The organism is Allobosea sp., from assembly GCF_030694325.1.
Lineage (GTDB): Bacteria > Pseudomonadota > Alphaproteobacteria > Rhizobiales > Beijerinckiaceae > Allobosea.
On sequence record NZ_JAUXYO010000229.1, the window covers coordinates 1 to 21,782 of the forward strand.

General features: G+C 68.0%; 16 protein-coding genes. 8 read left to right on the forward strand and 8 right to left on the reverse strand.

The genetic code is table 11. The annotated features are described in order from the left end of the window. On the forward strand, nt 1-329 hold a 329-nt coding region (locus Q8M82_RS15065), incomplete at its 5' end, for a DUF350 domain-containing protein (RefSeq protein WP_305692147.1). Between the two features lie 20 nt (nt 330-349). Here the strand turns inward: Q8M82_RS15065 and mdoH are convergent. Continuing rightward, the gene (gene mdoH, locus Q8M82_RS15070; protein ID WP_305692148.1) at nt 350-2,533 is read right to left on the reverse strand and encodes a glucans biosynthesis glucosyltransferase MdoH; all 2,184 of its coding nucleotides are present in this window, start codon (nt 2,531-2,533) and stop codon (nt 350-352) included. Next, nucleotides 2,521-4,083, reverse strand: coding sequence for an OpgD/OpgG family glucan biosynthesis protein (locus Q8M82_RS15075; RefSeq protein WP_305692149.1), 1,563 nt, complete (start codon nt 4,081-4,083; stop codon nt 2,521-2,523). The genes mdoH and Q8M82_RS15075 overlap by 13 nt, the downstream gene beginning before the upstream one ends. A 271-nt stretch (nt 4,084-4,354) precedes the next feature. On the opposite strand from Q8M82_RS15075, the gene glmU reads away from it, so the two are divergent. Together glmU and glmS are read left to right on the forward strand one after the other, a co-directional pair. Continuing rightward, a complete protein-coding gene (gene glmU, locus Q8M82_RS15080; protein ID WP_305692150.1) occupies nt 4,355-5,728 on the forward strand; it encodes a bifunctional UDP-N-acetylglucosamine diphosphorylase/glucosamine-1-phosphate N-acetyltransferase GlmU in 1,374 nt (457 codons plus the stop codon). A gap of 114 nt (nt 5,729-5,842) precedes the next feature. Beyond that, nucleotides 5,843-7,669 carry a glutamine--fructose-6-phosphate transaminase (isomerizing) gene (glmS, locus tag Q8M82_RS15085; protein WP_305692151.1) on the forward strand — a complete coding sequence of 609 codons (1,827 nt, stop codon included), beginning with the start codon at nt 5,843-5,845 and terminating at the stop codon, nt 7,667-7,669. Between the two features lie 18 nt (nt 7,670-7,687). On the opposite strand, the gene Q8M82_RS15090 is transcribed toward glmS, so the two are convergent. Further along, complete coding sequence (locus Q8M82_RS15090) at nt 7,688-8,065, reverse strand: YbaN family protein (RefSeq protein WP_305692152.1); 378 nt, start codon at nt 8,063-8,065, stop codon at nt 7,688-7,690. 169 nt (nt 8,066-8,234) lie between these two features. Between Q8M82_RS15090 and Q8M82_RS15095 the strand changes: the two genes are divergently transcribed. After that, nucleotides 8,235-8,957 (forward strand): DUF502 domain-containing protein, encoded by a 723-nt coding sequence (locus Q8M82_RS15095; RefSeq protein WP_305692153.1) that lies wholly within the window; start codon nt 8,235-8,237, stop codon nt 8,955-8,957. Here Q8M82_RS15095 and recG read toward each other — a convergent pair. Beyond that, entirely contained in the window at nt 8,935-11,037 is a 2,103-nt protein-coding gene (gene recG, locus Q8M82_RS15100) for an ATP-dependent DNA helicase RecG (RefSeq protein ID WP_305692154.1), read from the reverse strand. The genes Q8M82_RS15095 and recG overlap by 23 nt on opposite strands. Before the next feature lie 162 nt (nt 11,038-11,199). On the opposite strand from recG, the gene Q8M82_RS15105 reads away from it, so the two are divergent. Together Q8M82_RS15105 and mfd are read left to right on the forward strand one after the other, a co-directional pair. Next, on the forward strand, nt 11,200-11,496 hold the full coding sequence (locus Q8M82_RS15105; RefSeq protein ID WP_305692155.1) for an FAD assembly factor SdhE: 297 nt from the start codon (nt 11,200-11,202) through the stop codon (nt 11,494-11,496). A 102-nt stretch (nt 11,497-11,598) separates the two neighbouring features. Beyond that, complete coding sequence (mfd, locus tag Q8M82_RS15110) at nt 11,599-15,147, forward strand: transcription-repair coupling factor (RefSeq protein ID WP_305692156.1); 3,549 nt, start codon at nt 11,599-11,601, stop codon at nt 15,145-15,147. A gap of 16 nt (nt 15,148-15,163) precedes the next feature. Here the strand turns inward: mfd and Q8M82_RS15115 are convergent, their stop codons facing one another. Together Q8M82_RS15115 and Q8M82_RS15120 are read right to left on the reverse strand one after the other, a co-directional pair. Further along, complete coding sequence (locus Q8M82_RS15115) at nt 15,164-16,180, reverse strand: AMP-binding protein (protein ID WP_305692157.1); 1,017 nt, start codon at nt 16,178-16,180, stop codon at nt 15,164-15,166. 12 nt (nt 16,181-16,192) lie between these two features. Next, a complete protein-coding gene (locus tag Q8M82_RS15120; RefSeq protein WP_305692158.1) occupies nt 16,193-18,001 on the reverse strand; it encodes an extracellular solute-binding protein in 1,809 nt (602 codons plus the stop codon). 281 nt (nt 18,002-18,282) lie between these two features. Here Q8M82_RS15120 and Q8M82_RS15125 point away from each other — a divergent pair, with 281 nt between their 5' ends. After that, complete coding sequence (locus tag Q8M82_RS15125; protein ID WP_305692159.1) at nt 18,283-19,062, forward strand: invasion associated locus B family protein; 780 nt, start codon at nt 18,283-18,285, stop codon at nt 19,060-19,062. An 86-nt stretch (nt 19,063-19,148) separates the two neighbouring features. Here the strand turns inward: Q8M82_RS15125 and hspQ are convergent, their stop codons facing one another. Both hspQ and Q8M82_RS15135 read right to left on the reverse strand, forming a co-directional pair. Beyond that, entirely contained in the window at nt 19,149-19,478 is a 330-nt protein-coding gene (gene hspQ, locus Q8M82_RS15130; protein ID WP_069055336.1) for a heat shock protein HspQ, read from the reverse strand. Nucleotides 19,479-19,584: 106 nt separating this feature from the next. After that, a complete protein-coding gene (locus Q8M82_RS15135) occupies nt 19,585-20,634 on the reverse strand; it encodes an HpcH/HpaI aldolase/citrate lyase family protein (RefSeq protein ID WP_305692160.1) in 1,050 nt (349 codons plus the stop codon). A gap of 197 nt (nt 20,635-20,831) precedes the next feature. Between Q8M82_RS15135 and Q8M82_RS15140 the strand changes: the two genes are divergently transcribed. Next, nucleotides 20,832-21,776 (forward strand): IS1595 family transposase, encoded by a 945-nt coding sequence (locus tag Q8M82_RS15140; protein WP_305692161.1) that lies wholly within the window; start codon nt 20,832-20,834, stop codon nt 21,774-21,776. Nucleotides 21,777-21,782: the final 6 nt, after the last annotated feature.

Below are 21,782 nucleotides of genomic sequence, written 5' to 3' on the forward strand. Positions count from 1 at the left end.
ACCTGCTGATCTACACGCTAGCGACCTCGCATAACGAGTTCGGGCTGATCCGGCAGAACAACATCGCCGCGGCGCTGTCGCTCGGCCTCAGCCTGACCGGTTTCGCACTGCCGCTGTCGAGCGCGGTGGTGCATTCGACGACCATCGCCGATCTTCTGGTCTGGGGCGTGGTCGCGATCGTGGTGCAGCTGGTCGTCTATCTGCTGGTGCGGATCGTCCTGCCGAAGCTCTCGGCGCGGATCGCGGCCGGCGAACTCGCTGCCGCCCTGTTCCTCGGCGCCGCCTCGCTGGCGGCCGGCGTCATCAACGCGGCCGCGATGAGCTTCTGACAGCGACCGCTTTCCGGTTCTCAGCCCGCCTGCTGGTCGGCGGGCAGCGAGGCCAGCAGTGCCACCAGCGCCCGGTCGTGCAGCACGACCATGCGCTCCTTCGGCTTCAGCCAGATCGCGGCATCGTCGATCGTCTCGGCATCGACCAGCTTGGCCTGGGCGACGGCGCGCTCCGGCTCGATCTCGCCGCGCCGCCGCGGCGCGGCCTCGGGCAACATGGCTTCATGCGCCTCGCGCAGGGTCGGATCCGCATGCAGGGCGCGCAGCCCGTCGGCGTCGTCGAAGCCTGCCGCCGCGAACTCGGCCTGCAGCGCATTGGCCCGCTGCGCAACCGCCGGAGGTTCGCTTTCCTCGGGCGTGAAGAGAAGTTTGCGGCGCTTGAGCCAGAGCCCGATGGCGAGCTGGCCCGAGGCCCAGGAGAGCGGGATCGCCAGCACGAGGCCGACGATCGTCGGCGACATCCAGGCGAACAGCGAGGTGGCGATCAGGAAGGCCGAGATGCCGGTGACGAGCCCCAGCAAGGTGTGCATCCGGTGGCGGCGGACGATGTCCCGGAGCGGGATCGAGCCGTCGTCGCGGCGCTGCGGGTTCCAGCCCGTGTCGCGACCGAGCAGGATCTGGAAGACCGAGCCGGACTGGATCAGCATCATGATCGGCGCGAAGAAAGCCGAGAACAGCACCTCGATCACGGCCGAGATCACCAGCCGGATCGCGCCGCCGCCGGCCCGCCTGAGCTTTGAATCGAACAGGGTCAGCAGCAGCCCGAACAGCTTCGGCGCGAGCAGGATCGCCATGGTCAAGGCGAAGAGGTTGAGCGCGCGCTCGGGGTCGAAGCGCGGCCAGACGGGAAAGAGCGTGAACTCCGAGGTGAAGTATTCAGGCCGCGCATAGCTGACCTGGAGCACGATCAGGATGCCGACGACGAGTTGCATCAGCCAGAGCGGCGAGGCGAGATAGCCCATGATGCCGGTGGCGAAATGCTGACGGGTCGGAGCGACGAAGCCCCTGGCGCCGATGATGCGCGAATGCTGCAGATTGCCCTGGCACCAACGCCGGTCGCGCACGGAGACGTCGATCAGCGAGGGCGGGCTCTCCTCATAGGAGCCCGTCAAGTCCGGCAGCATGTAGACCGACCAGCCGGCGCGGCGGATCAGGGCCGCCTCGACGAAGTCGTGGCTGAGCACATGGCCGCCGAAGGGCGGCTTGCCCTTGAGGTCCGGCAGCCCGCAATGATCGGCGAAGGCCTTGGTGCGGATGATCGCATTGTGGCCCCAGTAATTGCCGTCGCGGCCCGACCACATGGCCAGCCCGGTCGCGATCACGGGGCCGTAGACGCGGGCCGCGAATTGCTGGAGGCGGGCGAAGAAGGTGTTGCGGTTGATGATCAGCGGTAGCGACTGGATGATGCCGGCATCCGGATCGGCCTCCATCGCGGCGGCGAGGCGCACGATGCAGGTTCCCGTCATCAGGCTGTCGGCGTCGAGCACCACCATGTGCTCGTAATGCCCACCCCAACGCGTCACGAAATCGGCGATGTTGCCGGCCTTGCGGTGGTGATTCTTTGGCCGATGCCGGTAGTAGACCCGCGCGTCGGGACCCAGGCGCTCGCGCAGCGCCAGGAAGGCCCGTTCCTCGGCGACCCAGACGTCGGGGTTGGTCGTGTCCGAGACGATGAAATAGTCGAAATGGCTGCCGAGACCGGTCGCCTCGACGGATTCGCGGATCGCCGCCAGCGCCGCGAAGGTCCGGGCGGTCGATTCGTTGTAGATGGGCATCACCACGACCGTGCGGTGCCGCAGCGTGTCGACGCGGGCGGTCCGCGATCGAGCGAAGACCAGCCCGAGGAAGCCCAGCACGGCGCTGGTGAAGGCGAGCGCGATCCAGGAGAAATTGATCGTGAACAGCACGAGCAGAACGTACTGCAGAGAGGTCGTGCGGCTGACCGACACGACGTTGTACATCTCCCATGCGCCGTAGCCGGTCAGGGCGAGGGCCCCGCCGAAGACGAAGAGGCGCTTGAGCCAGGGCGTGCGCCAGGCCTGCGGTGCCGCCGGCTCGCGGCGGTCGGACTTCGACCAGCGGCGGAAGGACTGGACCGGCATGATCAGGCGGTTTTCGGGCGGCGTCGCCGGCTCCGGGCTTGCGGCGAGGGTTCGCGCAGGCGCCGAGATCTCGCCCGGGCGGGGCGCCGTCACCACGTCCATCGGTTCAACCAGGTTTCCGAGACGGGCTGCCCGCCGGACTGCAGGACGAGCCGCAATTCGCAAAGGCTGTCCGTGCCGGGATCGACCTCGAAGCCGACGCGCATCAGCTTGCGCTCCGGGAAGGGCCAAAGCCGGACGTTGTGAATCTGTCCCGGTTGCGTGCTGATATGCGCCCGCGTCGAAGCGACCATGGCGGCATCCGCCAGCCTGTCGCCGGTGAAATCCACCAGAAAGCGCCGCCGCCGGCCCTGGCTGCCGCGTCCCTGCCGCACCCGGGTGGTGAGCGCGAGGCCGGGCCGCTCCGGCGGCTGCCAGCACCAGGCCTGGCGATAGGCGATCGCGGTCTCGCTGCCTGCCGCGAGCGGGTGGCGCGGGCGCCAATAGGTGATGACGTTGTCGTTGACATCCGACTCGCTGGGAATTTCGATGAGTTGCACCGAGCCGGCGCCCCAATCGCCGAGCGGCTCCATCCAGACGCTAGGGCGCAGTTCGAAGCGCTGGTCGTCGTCCATGAAGGCCGCGGGATCGCGCTCGCGCTGGACCAGGCCGAAACCCTTCGGGTTGGCGTCCATGAAGGAGGAGACCTGGAGCGCCGCCGGGTTGCTCACCGGCCGGTAGATCCATTCGCCCGTGCCCGATCGCATCTGGACGCCGGAAACCTCGTGGACGGCCGGGCGGATGTCGTCGAAGCCGCGCCGGCTCTGCGGGCCCGAAAGGAACGTCCCCATGGTGCAGCCGAAGCCGATATGGTCGAGCTGCTGGCGGGCGAAGAGCGTCATCTCGACATCCATCAATGTGACGTCGCCGGGCCGCAGGGTCATCCGGAGCGCGCCTGTGAGGCTTTCGGAATCGAGCAGCGCATGGATGACGAGCAGCCCCGAGGCCGGGTTCGGCCGCTCGATCCAGAAGGCCCGGAAGAAGGGAATCTCCTCGCCGCGCGTCTCGCCTGGACGCAGGATCAGGGCGCGGGCGAGGGCGCCGAAATTCTGCCCCCGCGCCAGGGCCCGGAAGAAGGTGGCGCCCTGGAACATCGCGACCTCGAAGGGCCGCTCGAGGCCGGTCGCGATGCGCATCCCGGAGAACTGAAGATCGACATTGGCCGGGGGCGGCGTGACCCGGCCATAATCGAACCTGGCGCGATCGAAGGCGACGCGGCGGACCGCGCCATCCTCGATCGTGAACAGGTTCACCGGATTGGAGAAGACGTAGCCGCGATGGAGCGGCTCGATGGTGAAGCCGCGGTTCTCGCCGGCCCAGATCAGGCTGCCCGGCTGCGCCCGGATGCCGGAATACTGGTCGAAGGGGAGGGACGCGTAACCCTCCGGTAGATCCGTCGCCACGAGAGGCACGACAGGACGCTGCGCGAGGATGCGCGCGGTATCGATGACGAGCGAAGGATCGAAGGGCTTGCCGTCGAACAGGAAGGACTGGTTGATCGCGGCCAGCGGCGTCGGCGCCTGGGCGCGGGCCGCGCCAGCGGCGACCAGCGTAGCGGCCGCGGCTCCGCCGGAACCTTCGAGAAACTGCCGACGATTCAAAGGTTTCGACATCAGACCCAACATGCGCGGACGACGCCCTCGTCCTTGCGCGCTTCTAGAGCATTTCCCGGTGACATGAAAAGCGGCCGGGTCGGTAATTTCTGGCGGATGGGTCGTCTCCTCGCGTCGCGGCCCGCGGCTCGGCGCGCGATCAGCCCTGTTGACTTTGGCAAATGCCGATAGGATCGGCTATCCACCACCGCTGCAACACCACCATGCGCCGACACGACCCCGATCGGTCGAGCCGACGGGCCGGTCGCGGCCGGCAAAGGAACCGACAATCATGACCGAAATGCAGTCCCCCCGGTCCTGCCTCGCGATTCTCCTCGCGGCCGGCGAAGGCACGCGGATGCGCTCGCAACGGCCCAAGGTCCTGCACGAGGTCGGCGGGCGCTCGCTGCTGGGCCACGCCCTGTCGGCGCTGGCGAAGGCCGGAGCCGACAGGATCGTCGTGGTCGTCGGACCCGACCGGCCGGAGGTGGGGATTGCGGCGCAGGCGCTGCTGCCGTCGGTCGAGATCGTGGTGCAGGCCGAGCGCAAAGGCACCGCCCATGCGGTCCTGGCGGCCAGCGAGGCGCTGGCGACCGGCCATGACGACGTCGTGGTCGCCTTCGCGGACACACCGCTCGTCCGGCCGGAGACCTTCACCGCCTTGCGCGGCGCGCTGGCGGGCGGTGCAAAGGTCGTCGCGCTGGGTTTCGAGGCGCGCGACCCGACCGGCTACGGCCGCCTGGTCGTCCGCGAATCGGGGCTGGAGGCGATCGTCGAGCACAAGGATGCGACCGAGGCGCAGCGCGCGATCACGCTCTGCAATGCCGGGCTGATGGCGCTCGACGGCCCCGAGGCGCTCGCCTTGCTCGGGGCGATCAGGAACAGCAACGCGCAGGGGGAATTCTATCTGCCCGACGCGGTTGCCGTCGCGCGGGCCCGGGGGCTTCCGACCGCCACCGTCCTCGCGTCCGAGAGCGAGGTGCAGGGCGTCAACGACCGCATCCAGCTGGCCGCCGCCGAAGCCGAATTCCAGCGCGGCAAGCGGCGCGCGGTGATGGCTGCGGGAGCGACGCTGACGGCGCCTGACACCGTGTTCTTTAGCCACGACACGCAGGTCGGCCGTGACGTGACGATCGAGCCCCATGTCGTGTTCGGCCCCGGCGTGAGTGTCGCGGACAATGCCGTGATCCACGCCTTCTCGCATCTGGAGGGGGCCGAGGTCGGGCCCGGCGTCAGCGTCGGTCCCTATGCCCGCCTGCGACCGGGCGCGCGGCTCGCCGAGAAGGCCAAGGTCGGGAATTTCGTCGAGATCAAGGCTGCCGAGATCGGGCCGGGCGCCAAGGTCAGCCACCTGAGCTATATCGGCGATGCCACGGTGGGCGCCGACGCCAATATCGGGGCGGGAACGATCACCTGCAATTACGATGGTTTCCTCAAGTGTCGCACGACCATCGGTGCGGGGGCTTTCGTGGGCTCCAATTCCGCACTGGTCGCCCCTGTGACGATCGGTGCGGGCGCGATCGTCGGTGCCGGCTCGGTCGTGACGAAGGATGTCGCCGACGATGCCCTGGCGCTCGGCCGGGGCAGGCAGATCGTGAAGGAGGGCTGGGCGAAGAGCTTCCGCGAAGCTGCGCAAGCGCGCAAGGCGGCTGCCAAAAAGCCCTGAAAAGCGACCATCTCCGCAAGCCCGTATTCATAGTTCGACATTTAGAGTGATTTTGCGTGGGGGTGGCGGAGCGCTATGCGGTTGGCCAACGGCAACGTCTGAAGAGGTCTTCGCATGTGCGGCATCGTCGGGATTCTGGGCAAGGAAGCGGTCGCGACCCAGGTGGTCGAGGCGCTCCGGCGGCTCGAATATCGCGGCTATGATTCAGCGGGCGTCGCCACGCTGGAGCATGGCCTGCTGACCCGCCGTCGCGCCGAGGGCAAGCTCAAGAATCTCGAAGTCCGCCTGTCCAGCGAACCGCTCGAAGGGTTGATCGGCATCGGCCACACGCGTTGGGCGACGCATGGCAAGCCCAACGAGACCAACGCCCATCCGCACGCCACCGCCAAGCTCGCGGTCGTTCATAACGGCATCATCGAGAACTTCCGCGAATTGCGGGCGGAACTCCAGGCCGACGGCTATGTCTTCGCCACCGAGACCGATACCGAGATCGTCGCCTTCCTGGTGACTCGCGAACTCGACCGCGGCTTGAGCCCGGTCGATGCGGTCGCGGCCTCGCTGCCGCGGCTGCGCGGCGCCTTTGCGCTCGCCTTCCTGTTCGAGGGGCAGGAAGATCTGCTCATCGGCGCCCGCAAGGGCTCTCCGCTGGCGGTCGGCATCGGCGACGGCGAGATGTATCTCGGTTCGGACGCGCTGGCGCTCGCCCCCTTCACCAACCTCATCGCCTATCTGGAGGAGGGCGACTGGGTCGTGCTCAACCGCAAGGGTGCGAGCTTCTACGACAAGGCGAACCTGCCCGTGCAGCGCCGCGCCCAGCGCGTCGCCGCGGGCGCCTTCCTCGTCGAGAAGGGCAACCACCGCCACTTCATGGCGAAGGAGATCTACGAGCAGCCCGAGGTCGTCGGCCATACGCTGACGCAGTATCTCGACATGGCGGCGGGCCGGGTGCGCCTGCCCTTCGAAGGCAAGATCGACTGGGCGTCGCTGTCGCGGCTGTCTGTCTCGGCGTGCGGCACGGCCTATTATGCCGGGCTGACGGCTAAGTACTGGTTCGAGAAACTCGCCCGCCTGCCGGTCGAGATTGATGTCGCCTCCGAGTTCCGCTATCGCGAGGCCCCCCTGCCGGAGAAGGGGCTCGCGCTCTTCGTCTCGCAATCGGGCGAGACCGCCGACACGCTGGCCTGCCTGCGCTATGCCCGGCAGGAGCAGCAGACGGTGCTGTCCGTCGTCAATGTGCCGACCTCGACGATCGCACGCGAAAGCGACGCTGTCGCGCCCACCATGGCGGGCCCTGAAATCGGCGTCGCCTCGACCAAGGCCTTCACCTGCCAGTTGACCGCGCTCGCCTGCCTGGCGCTCGCCGCCGCGCGCGGCCGGGGCACGCTCTCGGCCGAGGAGGAGGCGCGCCATGTCCAGAGCCTGATCGCCCTGCCGGGGCTGATGGCGAAGGCGCTGGAACTCGAGCCCGAGATCGAGAAGCTCGCGCGCGAGCTCTCGAAGGCGCGAGACGTGCTCTATCTCGGCCGCGGCACGAGCTATCCGCTTGCGCTCGAGGGCGCGCTGAAGCTCAAGGAAATCAGCTATATCCACGCCGAAGGCTATCCGGCGGGCGAACTCAAGCACGGCCCGATCGCACTGATCGACGAGCAGATGCCGGTCATCGTCGTGGCGCCGCATGATGGCCTGTTCGAGAAGACCGCCTCGAACATGCAGGAGGTCGCGGCGCGCGGCGGGCGCATCATCCTGATCACCGATGCGAAGGGGGCTGCCGAATGCGGTATCGAGCCCGAGACGACGATCATCATGCCGGACATGGACCCGGCCTTCGCGGCGATCGTCTACGCGCTGCCGATCCAGATGATCGCCTATCAGACGGCCGTCTTTATGGGCAAGGACGTCGACCAGCCGCGCAACCTGGCGAAATCCGTCACGGTCGAGTGAGGCTGGGCCCGGCCGGGATCAGGGTTCGGGCCGGCTCGCGACATAGAGCCCGGCGGCGAGGAGGCACAGCCCCGTCGCCCACAGCGCGATCGGCGGTGCGCTCGTCCGCGTCAGGATCGCGAAGCTGATCAGCATCGAACCGCAGGCGACCAGCTTCACCCTGCGGTCGATCATGCCCGTGTCGCGCCAGCGCCGCACCTGCGGGCCCAACCGCGGATGGCCGAGAAGCCAGGCCTCGAACCGTGGCGAGGATTGCGCGAAGCACCAGGCCGCCATGATCAGAAAGATCGTGCCCGGCATCAGCGGCAGCACCATGCCGATGGCCCCCAGCACCGTCAGGATCGAGCCGGCCGCAAACAGCAATGGACGGCGGAAGCGGTGGGTGCGGCGCGTCATCGCCCGGGAAGCTCCGCTGATTCCGTTGTGTCCGCCGCCACGAAAGCACCCTCCCGACACCGCTCGCAAGCATGGCCCTCCGCCATCCTTGAATTCCTGCGGTGGCGCTGGCACGTCTGTCGCATCGCGTCCCCGCGCTCGCGCTCTTCAACCCATCGGACCTCGCCGCATGACGCCCACTTCGCCGGACCCACGCCTCGTCGCGCAGGCCGATCTGCTGAATCCGAGCTTCGGCACGCGCCTGCGGCGCTATTTCCTGACGGGCCTCGTGATCGCGGCGCCGCTGGCGATCACCGCCTCGGTGACGTGGTGGTTCGTCAATTTCGTCGACGGTCTGGTCAAACCGCTGATCCCGGCGGCCTATTGGCCCGACACCTACCTGACCTATCCCGTTCCGGGCTTCGGCTTGATCATCGGCCTGATCGGTCTGACATTGCTCGGCTTCACGACCGCCAACCTTGTCGGGCGCACCTTGATCGATGCCGGCGAGGCGATCCTCAACCGGATGCCGGTTGTCCGGGGGCTCTACAAGGGCGTGAAGCAGGTGTTCGAGACGATCTTCTCGCAATCGGGCACGTCGTTCCGGAAGGTCGGAATGGTGCAGTTCCCGCAGCCGGGCATGTGGTCGATCGTCTTCATCGCGCAGGAGGCGGCGCCCGAGATCGCCGGGCGCCTGCCGGACGGGGACGAGCAGATCGGCGTCTTCCTGCCCTGCACGCCCAATCCGACGACGGGCTTCTTCTTCTATCTGCCACGCCGGGAGGTGGTGGAGCTGTCGATCACGGTCGAGGACGGCGCCAAGCTGATCATGTCCGCGGGACTGATCCAGCCGGGCGCTGCGGCGGCCAAGGCCCTCCCGCGCGCGCCGGCTAACCCGCCCGTAGCAGCCTGATCGCGACGTCGCGCTCGAACAGGTAGAGCAGGCTGCGTACCGCCTGGCCGCGTTCGCTGTCGAGCTGCGGATCGCGCTCGATCAGCAGGCGCGCATCGTCGCGTGCGGCCGCCAGCAGGTCGCCGTCGATCTCGGGACGGGCGATGCGCCAGTCGGGCGAGCCGGATTGCTTGGTGCCGAGCACCTCGCCCTCGCCGCGCAGGCGCAGGTCCTCCTCGGCGATGCGGAAGCCGTCCTCGGTCTCGCGCATGATCGTGAGCCGTGCCTCGGCGACCGGGCCGAGCGGGCCCTTGTAGAGCAAGAGGCAGGTCGAGGCGGCCGAACCGCGACCGATCCGCCCGCGCAGCTGGTGGAGCTGGGCGAGACCGAAGCGCTCGGCATGCTCGATCACCATCACGCTGGCATTGGGCACGTCGACGCCGACCTCGATCACGGTGGTCGAGACAAGGATGCGGGTCTGGCCGGCCACGAAAGCCGCCATCGCGGCGTCCTTGTCGCGTCCCGGCATCTGGCCGTGCAGCAGCCCGACCTTGTCGCCGAAGATCTCGCGCAGCGATTCGTAACGCTCCTGCGCTGCGGCGACGTCGAGCGTGTCTGATTCCTGCACCAGCGGGCAGACCCAGTAGACCTGCGCGCCCTTGTCGACCGCGCGGCCCACCGCGCCGACGACCTCGTAATGGCGCTCCGAGGAGATCGCCTTGGTGACGATCGGTTGGCGCCCGGCGGGTTTCTCGGCGAGAATCGAGATATCCATGTCACCGAACCAGGTCAGCGAGAGCGTGCGCGGGATCGGCGTTGCGGTCATCACCAGAATGTCGACCGCCTCGCCCTTGGAGCCGAGCAGCAGGCGCTGATGCACGCCGAAGCGGTGCTGCTCGTCGACGATGGCGAGCGCGAGGTCGCGGAAGGCGACGCCCTCCTGAAACAGAGCATGGGTGCCGACGGCGATGTCGATCTCGCCCTTCGCCAGACCTTCCAGCACGCGGGCCCGGCCGGGTCCCTTCTCGCGGCCCGTGAGCAGGGCCAGTTTCAAACCGGCCTTCTGGGCGAGCGGAGCCAATCGCTCGGCATGCTGGCGCGCCAGGATTTCCGTCGGCGCCATCAGCACGGATTGCCGGCCCGCTTCGGCGGCCGCCGCCATCGCCATCAGCGCCACCACGGTCTTGCCGGATCCGACATCGCCCTGCAGCAGCCGCAGCATGCGCTCGGGCTTCTCCATGTCGGCATGGATGTCGGCGAGCGCCTGGCGCTGGCCGTCGGTGAGCGTGAAGGGCAGGGCGCTGGCGATGGCATGGCGCAGGCGGCCATCGCCCGCCGTGGCACGGCCAGCGCTTTTCTTCTGCTGGCGGCGGACCAGTGCGAGCGCGACCTGGCTCGCCAGCAATTCGTCATAGGCGACGCGGCGGCGGGCGATGGTGTCGCCCTCGACGGCCTTGAGATCGGAAGGATGGTGAAGTGCCTGCACGGATTCGAGGAAGGGCGAAAAACCGCTGCGGGCTAGGAAGGCCGGGTCCTGCCACTCGGGCAGAGCCGGGCATTTTTCGGCCGCGGCCGCAGCGATGCGCGCCATCACGCGCGGGCCGACGCCTTCGGTCAGGCCGTAGACCGGCTCGATCGCGGGCAGGGTCGCGGCATGGGCGGGGTCGAGCAGCCGGTCGGGATGCACCATCTGGCGCATGCCCTCCCAGAGTTCGAGCTTGCCGGAGACGATCCGGTAGGCGCCGATCGGCATTGTCTGCAGCAGATGGCGGACATCCGCATGGAAAAAGACGAGCGTGACATCGCCGGTCTCGTCTTCGACCAGGATGCGATACGGCGCCTTGGCCTTGGTCTCGGGCGGGGGGCGGTGTTCGGTGACCCGCGCCGAAAAGGTCGCGATGCCGCCGATCGGCGCATCGACGATCGAGGCGCTTGGGCGCCGGTCGATCGCGCCGGTCGGCAGTCGAAACAGCAGGTCGACGACGCGGGCCCCGCGCGTCTCGTCGCCGAGCAGCTTGTCGAGCGCCTTGGCCGTCTTGGGGCCGACGCCGGGCAGCGTCGTCACCGGGGCGAAGAGCGGATCGAGCAGGGAAGGGCGCACGCGGCAACTCGGCTTATGTCAGGAATGCGAAGATTTGCCGCCCGCGGGCCGCTGACTTCGCGGGATGCGACGTCTATATAGCCCGCATCGGCAGGCTCCGCGACGGGGCCGGCCCGATCCGCATTGCACCATCCCGTGGTTTCCCATCCGACCGAGGCTCCCATGAGTGGCTCGACCCGCACCAGCGCCGATCTCGATCCGCGCCGCCGCAAGATCCTGTTCCGCTCCTGGCATCGTGGCATGCGCGAGAACGACCTGATCATGGGCGGCTTCGCGGATGCCCATATCGGCACGCTCTCGGACGCCGAACTGGACGAATTCGAGCGGCTGATCGAGGTGCTCGACCGCGATCTGCTGGCCTGGATCACCGGCGAGGCGCAGGTGCCGTCGAACTACGACACCCCCGTCTTCCGCCGGCTGAAGGCGTTCCACCACCACGAGCGGCCGATCCACGTGTGAGCCGTAGGGCTCGTCATGGTCGGGCTTGACCCGACCATCTCAGAAACCAGTGACCTCTCGTCCCGAGATTCTCGGGTCAAGCCCGAGAATGACGCCCCACCCATGAGCATTCCGCCTCCCGCCCAGATCGCCAAGCTGCAGAGCGACCGCATCCTCGATGCGCTCCAGCGCGGCGACAAGCCGACACTGGCCAGCGTGCCGGACGGGTTCGACGCCGTCGTTCTCGCGGATCTGACGCGGGCCCGCGCGAAGAAGGCGGACGGGCCGGCGATGCTGGTCTTCGTCGCCCGCGACGGCCAGCGCCTGCAGGTGCTGGAGACCGCACTGCAGTTCGTCGCGCCCGATCTCGAGGTGATGTCCTTTCCGGCCTGGGACTGCCAGCCCTATGACCGCGTCTCGCCGGCACCCTCCATCGTCGCCCACCGGATGACGACGCTGTCGCGGCTGGCCAAGACCAAGTCCGGCGACAAGCCGCGCCTGCTGCTGACCACGGTGAATGCCGCGCTGCAGCGCGTGCCGGCCTTCTCGAAGGTGGCGTCCGAGAGCTTTTCGGCGGCACCGGGCAACATGGTCGATACCGAGCAGCTCGCGCGCTGGCTCGATATGAACGGGTACTTGCGCACCTCGACCGTGCGCGAGACCGGCGAATTCGCGGTGCGCGGCGGCATCGTCGATCTCTTCCCGCCCGGGATGCCGGCGCCGGTCCGGCTCGATTTCTTCGGCGACACGCTGGAATCGATCCGCACCTTCGATCCGGAGACGCAGCGCACCACCGGGCAGATGCGCGGACTCGACCTCGTGCCGATGTCCGAAGCGCAGATGACCAGCGAGAGCATCAAGCGCTTCCGCCAGAGCTACATCACCACCTTCGGCACGCCCGGCCGCGACGACACGCTCTATGAAGCCGTCAGCGAGGGCCGCCGTCCGGCCGGGCTGGAGCATTGGCTGCCGCTTCTGGCCGAGCGGCTCGACACGCTCTTCACCTATCTGCCGGACGTGCCTCTGGTCCTCGACCACCAGGCCGAGGATGCGGTCGGTGAGCGCATCAGCCTGATCAAGGACTATTACGACGCCCGCAAGGCGGCGATGGACCAGCCCAGCGCCGGCGGCGTGCCCTACAAGCCGCTGAAGCCGGATGCGCTCTATCTCTCGCCGGCCGACTGGCGCGGCATCATCGACCAGTCCGGTGTCGCCAAGCTGACGCCGTTCCAACTGCCCGACAGCGACGGCAAGCTGATCGTCGATCTCGGCGCCCGCCAGGGGCGCAGCTTCGCCGCCGAGCGCGCCGACAATGCCGGCAGTGTCTTCGACGCGGCGGTCGCGCATGTGAAGGCGCTGCAGGCCGATGGCCGGCGCGTCATCCTCTCGGCCTGGTCGGAGGGCTCGCGCGAGCGCCTCGCCCATGTGCTGGCCGATCACGGCCTCAAGACCGTGCAGATGACCGGCTCTTTGCGAGCGGCCTTCGACCTGAAGCCTGGCACCACGGCGCTCGCGGTCTGGGGTTTCGAGACCGGGTTCGAGGCCGGCAAGCTCGCGGTCATCGGCGAGCAGGACATCCTCGGCGACCGGCTGGTGCGCCCGCGCAAGAAGACGCGCCGGCCGCAGGACTTCATCGCGGAGCTGTCGTCGCTCTCGCCGGGCGATCTCGTCGTCCATGTCGATCACGGCATCGGCCGCTTCATCGGCCTGCGCTCGATCACGGCGGTCGGCGCGCCACATGACTGCCTCGAGATCCATTATGCGGCGGATTCGAAGCTGTTCCTGCCGGTCGAGAACATCGAGCTACTCTCGCGCTACGGCTCGGAGGACACCGAGGTCGCGCTCGACCGGCTCGGTGGTGGCGGCTGGCAGGCGCGCAAGGCCAAGCTGAAGCAGCGTATCCGCGAGATGGCGGGCAAGCTCATCGCCATCGCCGCCGCGCGCGCGCTCAAGGAGGCGCCGCGGTTGATCCCGCAGGAGGGCATCTACGACGAGTTCTGTGCCCGCTTCCCCTATGAGGAGACCGAGGACCAGCAGAACACCATCGATGCCGTGCTCGACGACATGGCGGCGGGGCGCCCGATGGACCGCCTCGTCTGCGGCGATGTCGGCTTCGGTAAGACCGAGGTGGCGCTGCGCGCCGCCTTCGCGGCGGCTTTGAACGGCAAGCAGGTCGCGGTGGTGGTGCCGACGACGCTGCTGGCGCGGCAGCACTACCGCAACTTCGCCGAACGCTTCAAAGGCCTGCCGGTGAATGTCGGCCAGGCCTCGCGCTTCGTCTCGGCGCAGGACCTCAAGGCGGTGAAGGCCGGCATCAAGGACGGCACGATGGACATCGTCGTCGGCACCCATGCGCTGCTCGGCAAGGGCGTCGAGTTCAAGGATCTCGGCCTCGTCATCGTCGATGAGGAGCAGCATTTCGGCGTCAACCACAAGGAGCGGCTGAAGGAGTTCCGCGCCGAGGTCCACATGCTGACGCTGACCGCGACACCGATTCCGCGCACGCTCCAGCTCGCCATGACCGGGGTACGCGAACTCTCGATCATCGCGACGCCGCCGGTCGACCGCCTCGCGGTGCGCACCTTCGTGACGCCGTTCGACCCGCTGATCGTGCGCGAGGCGCTGCTGCGCGAGCGCTATCGCGGCGGGCGTTCCTTCTATGTCGTGCCGCGCATCGAGGACATCGTCGAGGTCAAGGACTTCCTCGACAAACAGGTGCCGGAGGCCAAGGTCGGCATCGCGCATGGCCAGATGGCGGCCGGCCAGCTCGAGGACGTGATGACGGCGTTTTACGAGGGTCAGTACGACGTGCTGCTCTCGACCACGATCGTCGAATCGGGGCTCGACATCCCGACCGCCAACACGCTGATCGTCCACCGCGCCGACATGTTCGGCCTGGCGCAGCTCTACCAGCTGCGCGGCCGTGTCGGCCGCTCCAAGGTGCGCGCCTATGCGCTGTTCACGGTGCCGGCGACCCGCAAGCTGACCGACCAGGCGCAGAAGCGGCTCAAGGTGTTGCAGTCCCTCGATACGCTCGGCGCCGGCTTCCAGCTCGCCAGCCACGATCTCGACATCCGCGGCGCCGGCAACCTGCTCGGCGACGAGCAGTCCGGCCATATCAAGGAGGTCGGCTACGAACTCTATCAGCAGATGCTGGAGGAGGCGGTGGCGGCGCTGAAATCCGGCGTCGAGTTCGAGAGCGAGGCGCAGTGGTCGCCGACGATCCAGATCGGCGCACCCGTGATGATCCCCGAGCACTACGTCACCGACCTGACGCTGCGGCTGACCCTCTACAAGCGGCTCTCGACGCTGGACGACGATGGCGACCTGCAGTCCTTCGGGGCGGAACTGGTCGATCGCTTCGGGCCGCTGCCGGAAGAGGTGCAGCAGCTGCTCGAGATCGTCGCGATCAAGGCTCTGTGCAAACGCGCCAATGTCGAGAAGGTCGAGGCCGGGCCGAAGGGCATCATCGTCGCCTTCCGCGACAACGAGTTCGCCAACCCGGAAGGGCTCGTCTCCTATGTCGCGAAGATCGGCACGCTGGCGAAGGTGCGCCCGGACATGCGCGTCGTCTTCATCGACGATTTCGAGACGGCCGAGGCCCGGCTGAAGGGTACGCGGCGCCTGCTCACCGATCTGGCGCGGATCGCGGAGCGCAAGAAGGCGGCGTGAGGCGCAGGCCGGCGTCTCAGCGCCGGCTCACCGTGATTTCGGCGGCGGTCGTCACGTCGATGTCGACGATGGCGATGTCGGCCCGGTCGACCGCCGGCAGGCTGCGCTGCCCGGCCGGGCGCTGCACGAAGACGAGGCTCGCCAGCGCCGGGTGGCTCGCCAGGCGCGAATGGGCGAGCGCCGGCTCCATCGCTCCCGGCAGCACGAGATGGACGTTGCGTCCCGCCGCGAGACAGGCCTGGAGGTCGCCGAGGCTGAACAGCCCGAGCGTCAGCAATTCGACGCCGGTCAGCATCGCCATGGCCGGGCCGCTCGCCAGCGCCGCGAGATCGCCGCCGACCAGCGTCGTGACGATCCGCGAGGAATCCATCGGCTTGAGCAGGCGCGAGATCTCGAGCGCGCGGGCGAGCACGTCGCGCTCGGTCACGGGAAGGGGGCCCGCCAGCGTCACGGCGTCGACGACCTGGAGCGGCGCGCGCTCGCCGAATTCGGGCAGCGGATGCAGGGTGGCGCTGTCCATCAGCCGGTCGAGCGGGGCGATGCCGTCGGGGATATCGGCGCCGAAGCCGCCGACGAAGCGCGTCCCGAAGGCGCGCACCGCGAGTTCGCGCAGCATCAGCAGCGGCCGCAGCGGGCCGACGCGGGCGACGCCGAGCGCCATGACGGCATCGGAGGCCTCGATCAGCCGCAGCAGTTCCAGCTCGTTGCCATGCATCGGCAGCAGCATGGGCGAGAGCCCCGCGCGCAGGCAGGCGAGTACGGAAACGATGGCTTCCGGCCCAAGCGGCGCCAGGATCGCGACGCGCGCACCGGGCTGGGCGCGGTTGACGGCGAGCAGCCGGGCGAGCCTGTCGGCGGCACCATGGAGCTGTCCGAAGCTCTGCGAGCCTGGGATCGCGTCGCTCCAGCCCTGGCGGCCGGGCGGATCGCGCAGCGCCGGCTCATAGCCGCGCCCGGCCGCCAGGGCCTGGAGCAGGGTGTCGAAATGCAGGCCGTCGAGGAGGGAAGCGGCTTCGTCCGGTCCGGCCCGCATCGGCGAAATCTCTCAGTTCGCGGGCGCGGGCGCCGCGCGGCGGGCCAGCACTTCGGTGGACAGGAAATAGCGCGGCTTGCGGGCCGGCAACACGATGTCGCGCCCATGGGCGATCCAGGTGTCCGGCAGGTAATGCAGCGGCACGACGTAGAAGCCCGAGAGCAGCAGCCGGTCGAGCGTGCGCGCGGCGGCGACGAAATCCTCGCGCTCGCGGGCGGCGAGCAGGGCCTGGAGCGTCGCGTCGATTGCCGGGGAGGCTACGCCCGCATAGTTCAGCGAGCCCTTGCGGCCGGCATTGGCCGAACCCCAGCGCCCGATCTGCTCGTTGCCGGGCGAGGCGGAAACCGGCCAGGTCCACTGGATCATGTCGAAATCGAAGGCGGACAACCGGCGCCAGTACTGCACGTCGTCGATCAGCCGGACGTCGACGCGGATACCGAGACGCCCCAGCGATTGCGCATAGTTCAGCGCCAACCGCTCCTGCGGGCGGTTGGTGACGGTGATCTCGAAGGCCAGCGCATCGCCGCCCTTCATGCTCCGCAGCACGCCGTCGACCAGACCGAAGCCGGCCTTGTTGAGCAGAGCGAGCGCGCGGCGCGCCTGCTCGCGGTCGCGGCCCGAGCCGTCGGTGGCCGAGGGCAGCCAGGTGCCAGCGAGAATGTCGGGCCTGACGGCACCGGGGAAGGCAGCGAGCAGGGCCTGCTCGCGCGGGCCCGCCGGCTGGCCGAGCGCCGAGAGTTCCGAATCCGAGAAGAAGCTGCCGGCGCGGCGATAGACGCCGTGGAAGAGGTTGCGGTTGACCCATTCGAAATCGAACATCATCGCGAGCGCCTCGCGCACGCGGATGTCGGCGAAGAGCGGGCGGCGGGTGTTGAAGACGAGGCCGGTCATGCCCTTGGGCGCCTCGAAGCGCAGCGTTTCCCGCACGATGCGCCCGTCGCGCACGGCGGGGACGTCGTAGCCGGTCATCCAGCGCGTCGGGTCGGGCTCGATGCGAAGGTCGTAGAGTCCGGCCTTGAAGGCCTCGAACAGGGCGTTCGCGTCGCGGTAGAAATCGTAGCGGATCTCGTCGGCGTTATAGAGGCCGCGGGTCAGCGGGTGGCCCTCGGCCCAGAAATCGCTGCGCCGCTTCAGGGTGATGGTGGCGCCCGGCACGAGGTCGGAGACGACATAGGGGCCCGAGCCGAGCGCCGGCCTGAAGCTCGTCTCGCCAAAGGTTTCGGCGTCCGTTGCGTGCTTGGCGAAGATCGGCATCGCGCCGATGACGAGCGGCAGCTCCCGGTTGCTGCCGTCTCCGAGTTCGAACTCCACCCGCTGCGGGGAGGGGGCCGTGGCGCTGGTGATGCGGCCGAGGCTCGAGCGATGGAACGGCTTTCCCTTCGTCTTCAGCATCTCGAAGGTGAAGAGAACGTCCTGCGCCGTGACCGGCGTGCCGTCGGAGAAACGGGCGCGTTCGTCGATCTCGAAGGCGAGGCGGGTGCGCGCCTCGTTCAGTTCGACCCGCGAGGCGAGCAGGCCATAGGCCGTGAAGGGCTCGTCGGCGGAGCGGAAGAGCAGGCTCTGCTGGACATAGCGCGGCACCGCGTCGGGCGCGACGCCGAGCACCACCAGCGGGTTGAGGCTGTCGAAGGTGCCCTGCTGGCCGAAGACGATGCGCCCGCCCCTCGGCGCCTCCGGATCGGCATAGGGCAGATGCGCGAAGCCGCGCGGCAGCGCCGGCTCGCCATGCATCGCGATCGCGTGGTCGACCGGCGGCCGCGATTCGGCGCGAACCGTCGTGGCCGAGGCGACGAGCAGGGCCAGCAGGGCGAGGAGGGCCATGGCGGCGGCCCTGAATGCCGTCTCGGCCGCGTGAAGCAAATGCATCGTCCAACCTGATTCTGGCCTGCAGGATAGCATGGCGGGGGGTGTCTCCGTCAGCTATTCGGGCTGGAATCCCGCAACGGAACTGGCTAAAGCCGGAGGGAGACGTCATGCTCACGCCGCATTCGCCCCTGATGCACCGCTTGCGATGGCCGGCAGGGATATGCGATGGGGCTGCCGGTGGTGACGTGCGCGGCTTGCGAAGTCGTGATCCCGAATTCGCTGATAAGGAAAACTACATGTCCGCTTCGTTTCGCCTGTCCACCCGTGCCCTGAGCATCGCTCTCAGCACGGCGATCGGCCTCGCTCCGATGGCATCCTTCGCGCAGCAGGCGCAGCCGCGCCAGGCCCCGCGTCCGGCTCAGCCGGCGCAGCCCGCCCAGCCGCCCGCGGGACAGGCCGCCACCGGCCCCACCGTGGTGCAGGTCAAGCCCGAGCCCTCCCAGACGACCTGGACCAAGGTCTGCGGCAAGGACGAGACCGCCAACAAGGAAATCTGCTACACCACGCGCGATTTCGTCTCGGACCAGGGGCAGCCGGTTCTGGCCGTCGCGGTCTATGACGTGAAGGGCGATCCCAACAAGATCGTCCGCTTCCTGATGCCGCTCGGCCTGCTGCTGCAGCCCGGCATCCGCTTCGGTGTCGACACCGCCCAGCCGACCGCCGGCCGCTACGCGATCTGCTTCCCCAATGGCTGCTTCGCCGAGGCGCAGGTGAAGGACGACTTCATCAACGCGATGAAGAAGGGCAACACGCTCAGCGTCAGCGTCCAGAACCAGGGGGCCCGCGAGGTGTCCTTCGCGATCCCGCTGACCGATTTCGCCAAGGGCTTCGACGGCGCGGCCATCGATCCCAAGGTGCTCGAAGAGCAGCAGAAGCAGCTTCAGGACGAACTGGCCAAGCGCCAGGAGGAGCTGCGCCAGCGGCTCGGCGGCGGTGGGGCCAATGCGGCTCCGGGTGCCGCTCCCGGTGCCGCTCCCGCTCCGGGCGCCGCCCCGGCGACCCCGCCGAAGCCCTGAGCGATCGCCCGATCCCAGAATGCGAACAGGCCGCCCGGAAGGGCGGCCTGTTTCGTTTCCGGTCCGGTTGAAACGCGATGCGAGGGTCAGTTCAGCCCGGCACGGTCGATCTGGTAGCGGCCCTTGCGGTCGCGGCGGAAGAACTCCTTCGCCTGCGGGTGGCGCACGGGGCGGCCGGTCTCGTCGATGACGAGGTTCTGCTCCGAGACATAGGCGACGTATTCCGTCTCGTCGTTCTCGGCGAAGAGATGGTAGAAGGGCTGGTCCTTGGACGGGCGCAGATGCTCGGGGATCGCCAGCCACCACTCCTCGGTGTTGGAGAAGACCGGGTCGACGTCGAAGATCACGCCCCGGAACGGGTAGACCCGGTGCTTGACGACCTGGCCGATCCTGAACTTGGCGGAACGTGCTTCCATCTGTGAGCGATCCATCGGTAGGGACGAGCAAGGGTGAACCCTTGCGCTTGCGTGAGAATTGCGTCGCAAATAGGTCAAAATCAACCGGTTTTCGCGCTGCGCCCCATCACATCCCGTAATGCGCGGCGAGCTGCGGATCGCGCGCGGCGACCTGACGGGCGAGATCGACGATGACCTTGGCCTGTTTCCAGGTGGCGTCGTCCTGCATCTTGCCGTCGATCATCACCGCGCCCGAGCCGTCGGGCATGGCCTCGAGGATGCGCTTCGCGAAGGCGACCTCGGCCGGGTCGGGGCTGAAGACGCGCTTGGCGATGGCGATCTGCGAGGGGTGCAGCGTCCAGGCGCCGGCGCAGCCGAGCAGGAAGGCGTTGCGGAACTGGGCCTCGCAGGCGGCCTCGTCGGCGAAATCCCCGAAGGGGCCGTAGAAGGGCTTGATGCCCGCCGCCGCGCAGGCATCGACCATCTTCGCCAGCGTGTAATGCCAGAGATCCTGCTGGGCGACGGCGCGCGGCCCGCCATCGGGGGAGGGGTCCGCGATCACCTTGTATTCGGGATGCCCGCCACCGACGCGGGTCGTCTTCATCGCCCGCGAGGCGGCGAGATCGGCGGGGCCGAGGCTCATGCCGTGCATGCGCGGCGAGGCGGTGGCGATGGTCTCGACGTTCTTGACGCCCTCTGCCGTCTCCAGGATGGCGTGGATCAGGATCGGCTTGGGAAGCTGATGCTTCGCCTCGAACTGGGCGAGCAGCTGGTCGATATAATGGATGTCCCAGGGGCCCTCGACCTTGGGCACCATCACGACGTCGAGCTTGCCGCCGATCGCCGCCATGATCGCGGTGATGTCGTCGAGAAACCAGGGCGAGTTCAGCGCGTTGACCCGCGTCCACAGCCCGGTCTGGCCGAAATCCACCGCCTGGCCCATGGCGATGAAGCCGTCGCGCGCCGCCTGCTTGGCCTCGACGGGGATGGCGTCCTCGAGATTGCCGAGCACGATGTCGACCTGGCCCGCGAGGTCGCCGACCTTGGCGCGGACCTTCTCCAGATGCGGCGGCACGAAATGGATCATTCGCTCGAGCCGCAGCGGCAGCTCCCGAAACGGCTCGGGCGCGCCGATCGCGAGAGGCCGGAAGAACTGGCGCGGCGTCTTGGTGGTCATCGGGCGCTCCCTGCTGCGGTGCAGCGAATGTGGCCGAGCGGGCAGGGCGCGTCCATCGTCCTTTGGGCGGGAGAAACGGGATGGGAGACAGAATGCCTAGGACGATAATCCGTCCATTTATTCCTAGGCTTCCGATTATATTTATATACTTGACAAAGCATTCCATGAGGCTATCTTCCTAATCGCAGGAGACAGCCATGGCCGCCGCACTCGACAGCCCGATTTTCACCGACGCCGACAAGGCCCGCGAGCATCTTGAAGCTCAGCGTTGGCCGAACGGCGTTGTCTGCGCTCAGTGCGGCAATGCGGACCCTGAGAAGATCCACAGCCTCAAAGGCAAGGCCCATCGCCCTGGCGTCTATCAGTGCGCCGAATGCCGTGGTCAGTTCACCGTGACGGTTGGAACCGTCTTCGAGCGCTCCAAGATCCCGCTCAACAAGTGGCTGCTGGCCGTCCACTTGATGACCTCCAGCAAGAAGGGCATCAGCACCCATCAGATCCACCGCATGTTGAACGTGACCTACAAGACGGCGTGGTTCATGTGCCATCGCATCCGCGAAGCCATGCGCGACGACAACCCGCCCCCGATGGGTGGTGACGGCCATATCGTTGAGGCCGACGAAACCTACTTCGGGGACAAGGAAGTCGTTGCCCAGCGCACCAAGCGCGGCAAGACCCGCATCGGCGGCAAGCGTGCAGTCGTCGCGCTGGTCGAGCGCGGCGGCTCGGTTCGTTCCTTCCATGTCAAAAGCGCCGATGCGACCACGATCCGCGAGATCGTCGTCACCAACGTTCACCGCACCTCGGTTCTGCACACCGACGAAAGCAAGCTCTACACGAAGACCGGCGCGGAGTTCGACGGTCACGAAACCGTCAGGCACACCGCTGGCGAGTATGTGCGCGGCATCGTCCACACCAACACGATCGAAGGCTTCTTCTCTGTCTTCAAGCGCGGCATGAAGGGCATCTATCAGCACTGCGCTGAGAAGCACCTGTTCCGCTACCTCGCGGAGTTCGACTTCCGCTACAACAACCGCACGAAACTCGGCGTCTCGGACGTCATGCGCCGCGACAATGCCTTGAAGGGCATCGAGGGCAAGCGCCTCACCTATCGGCGGGTTGGTAGCGCCGCTCTCGCTTAGACAAAA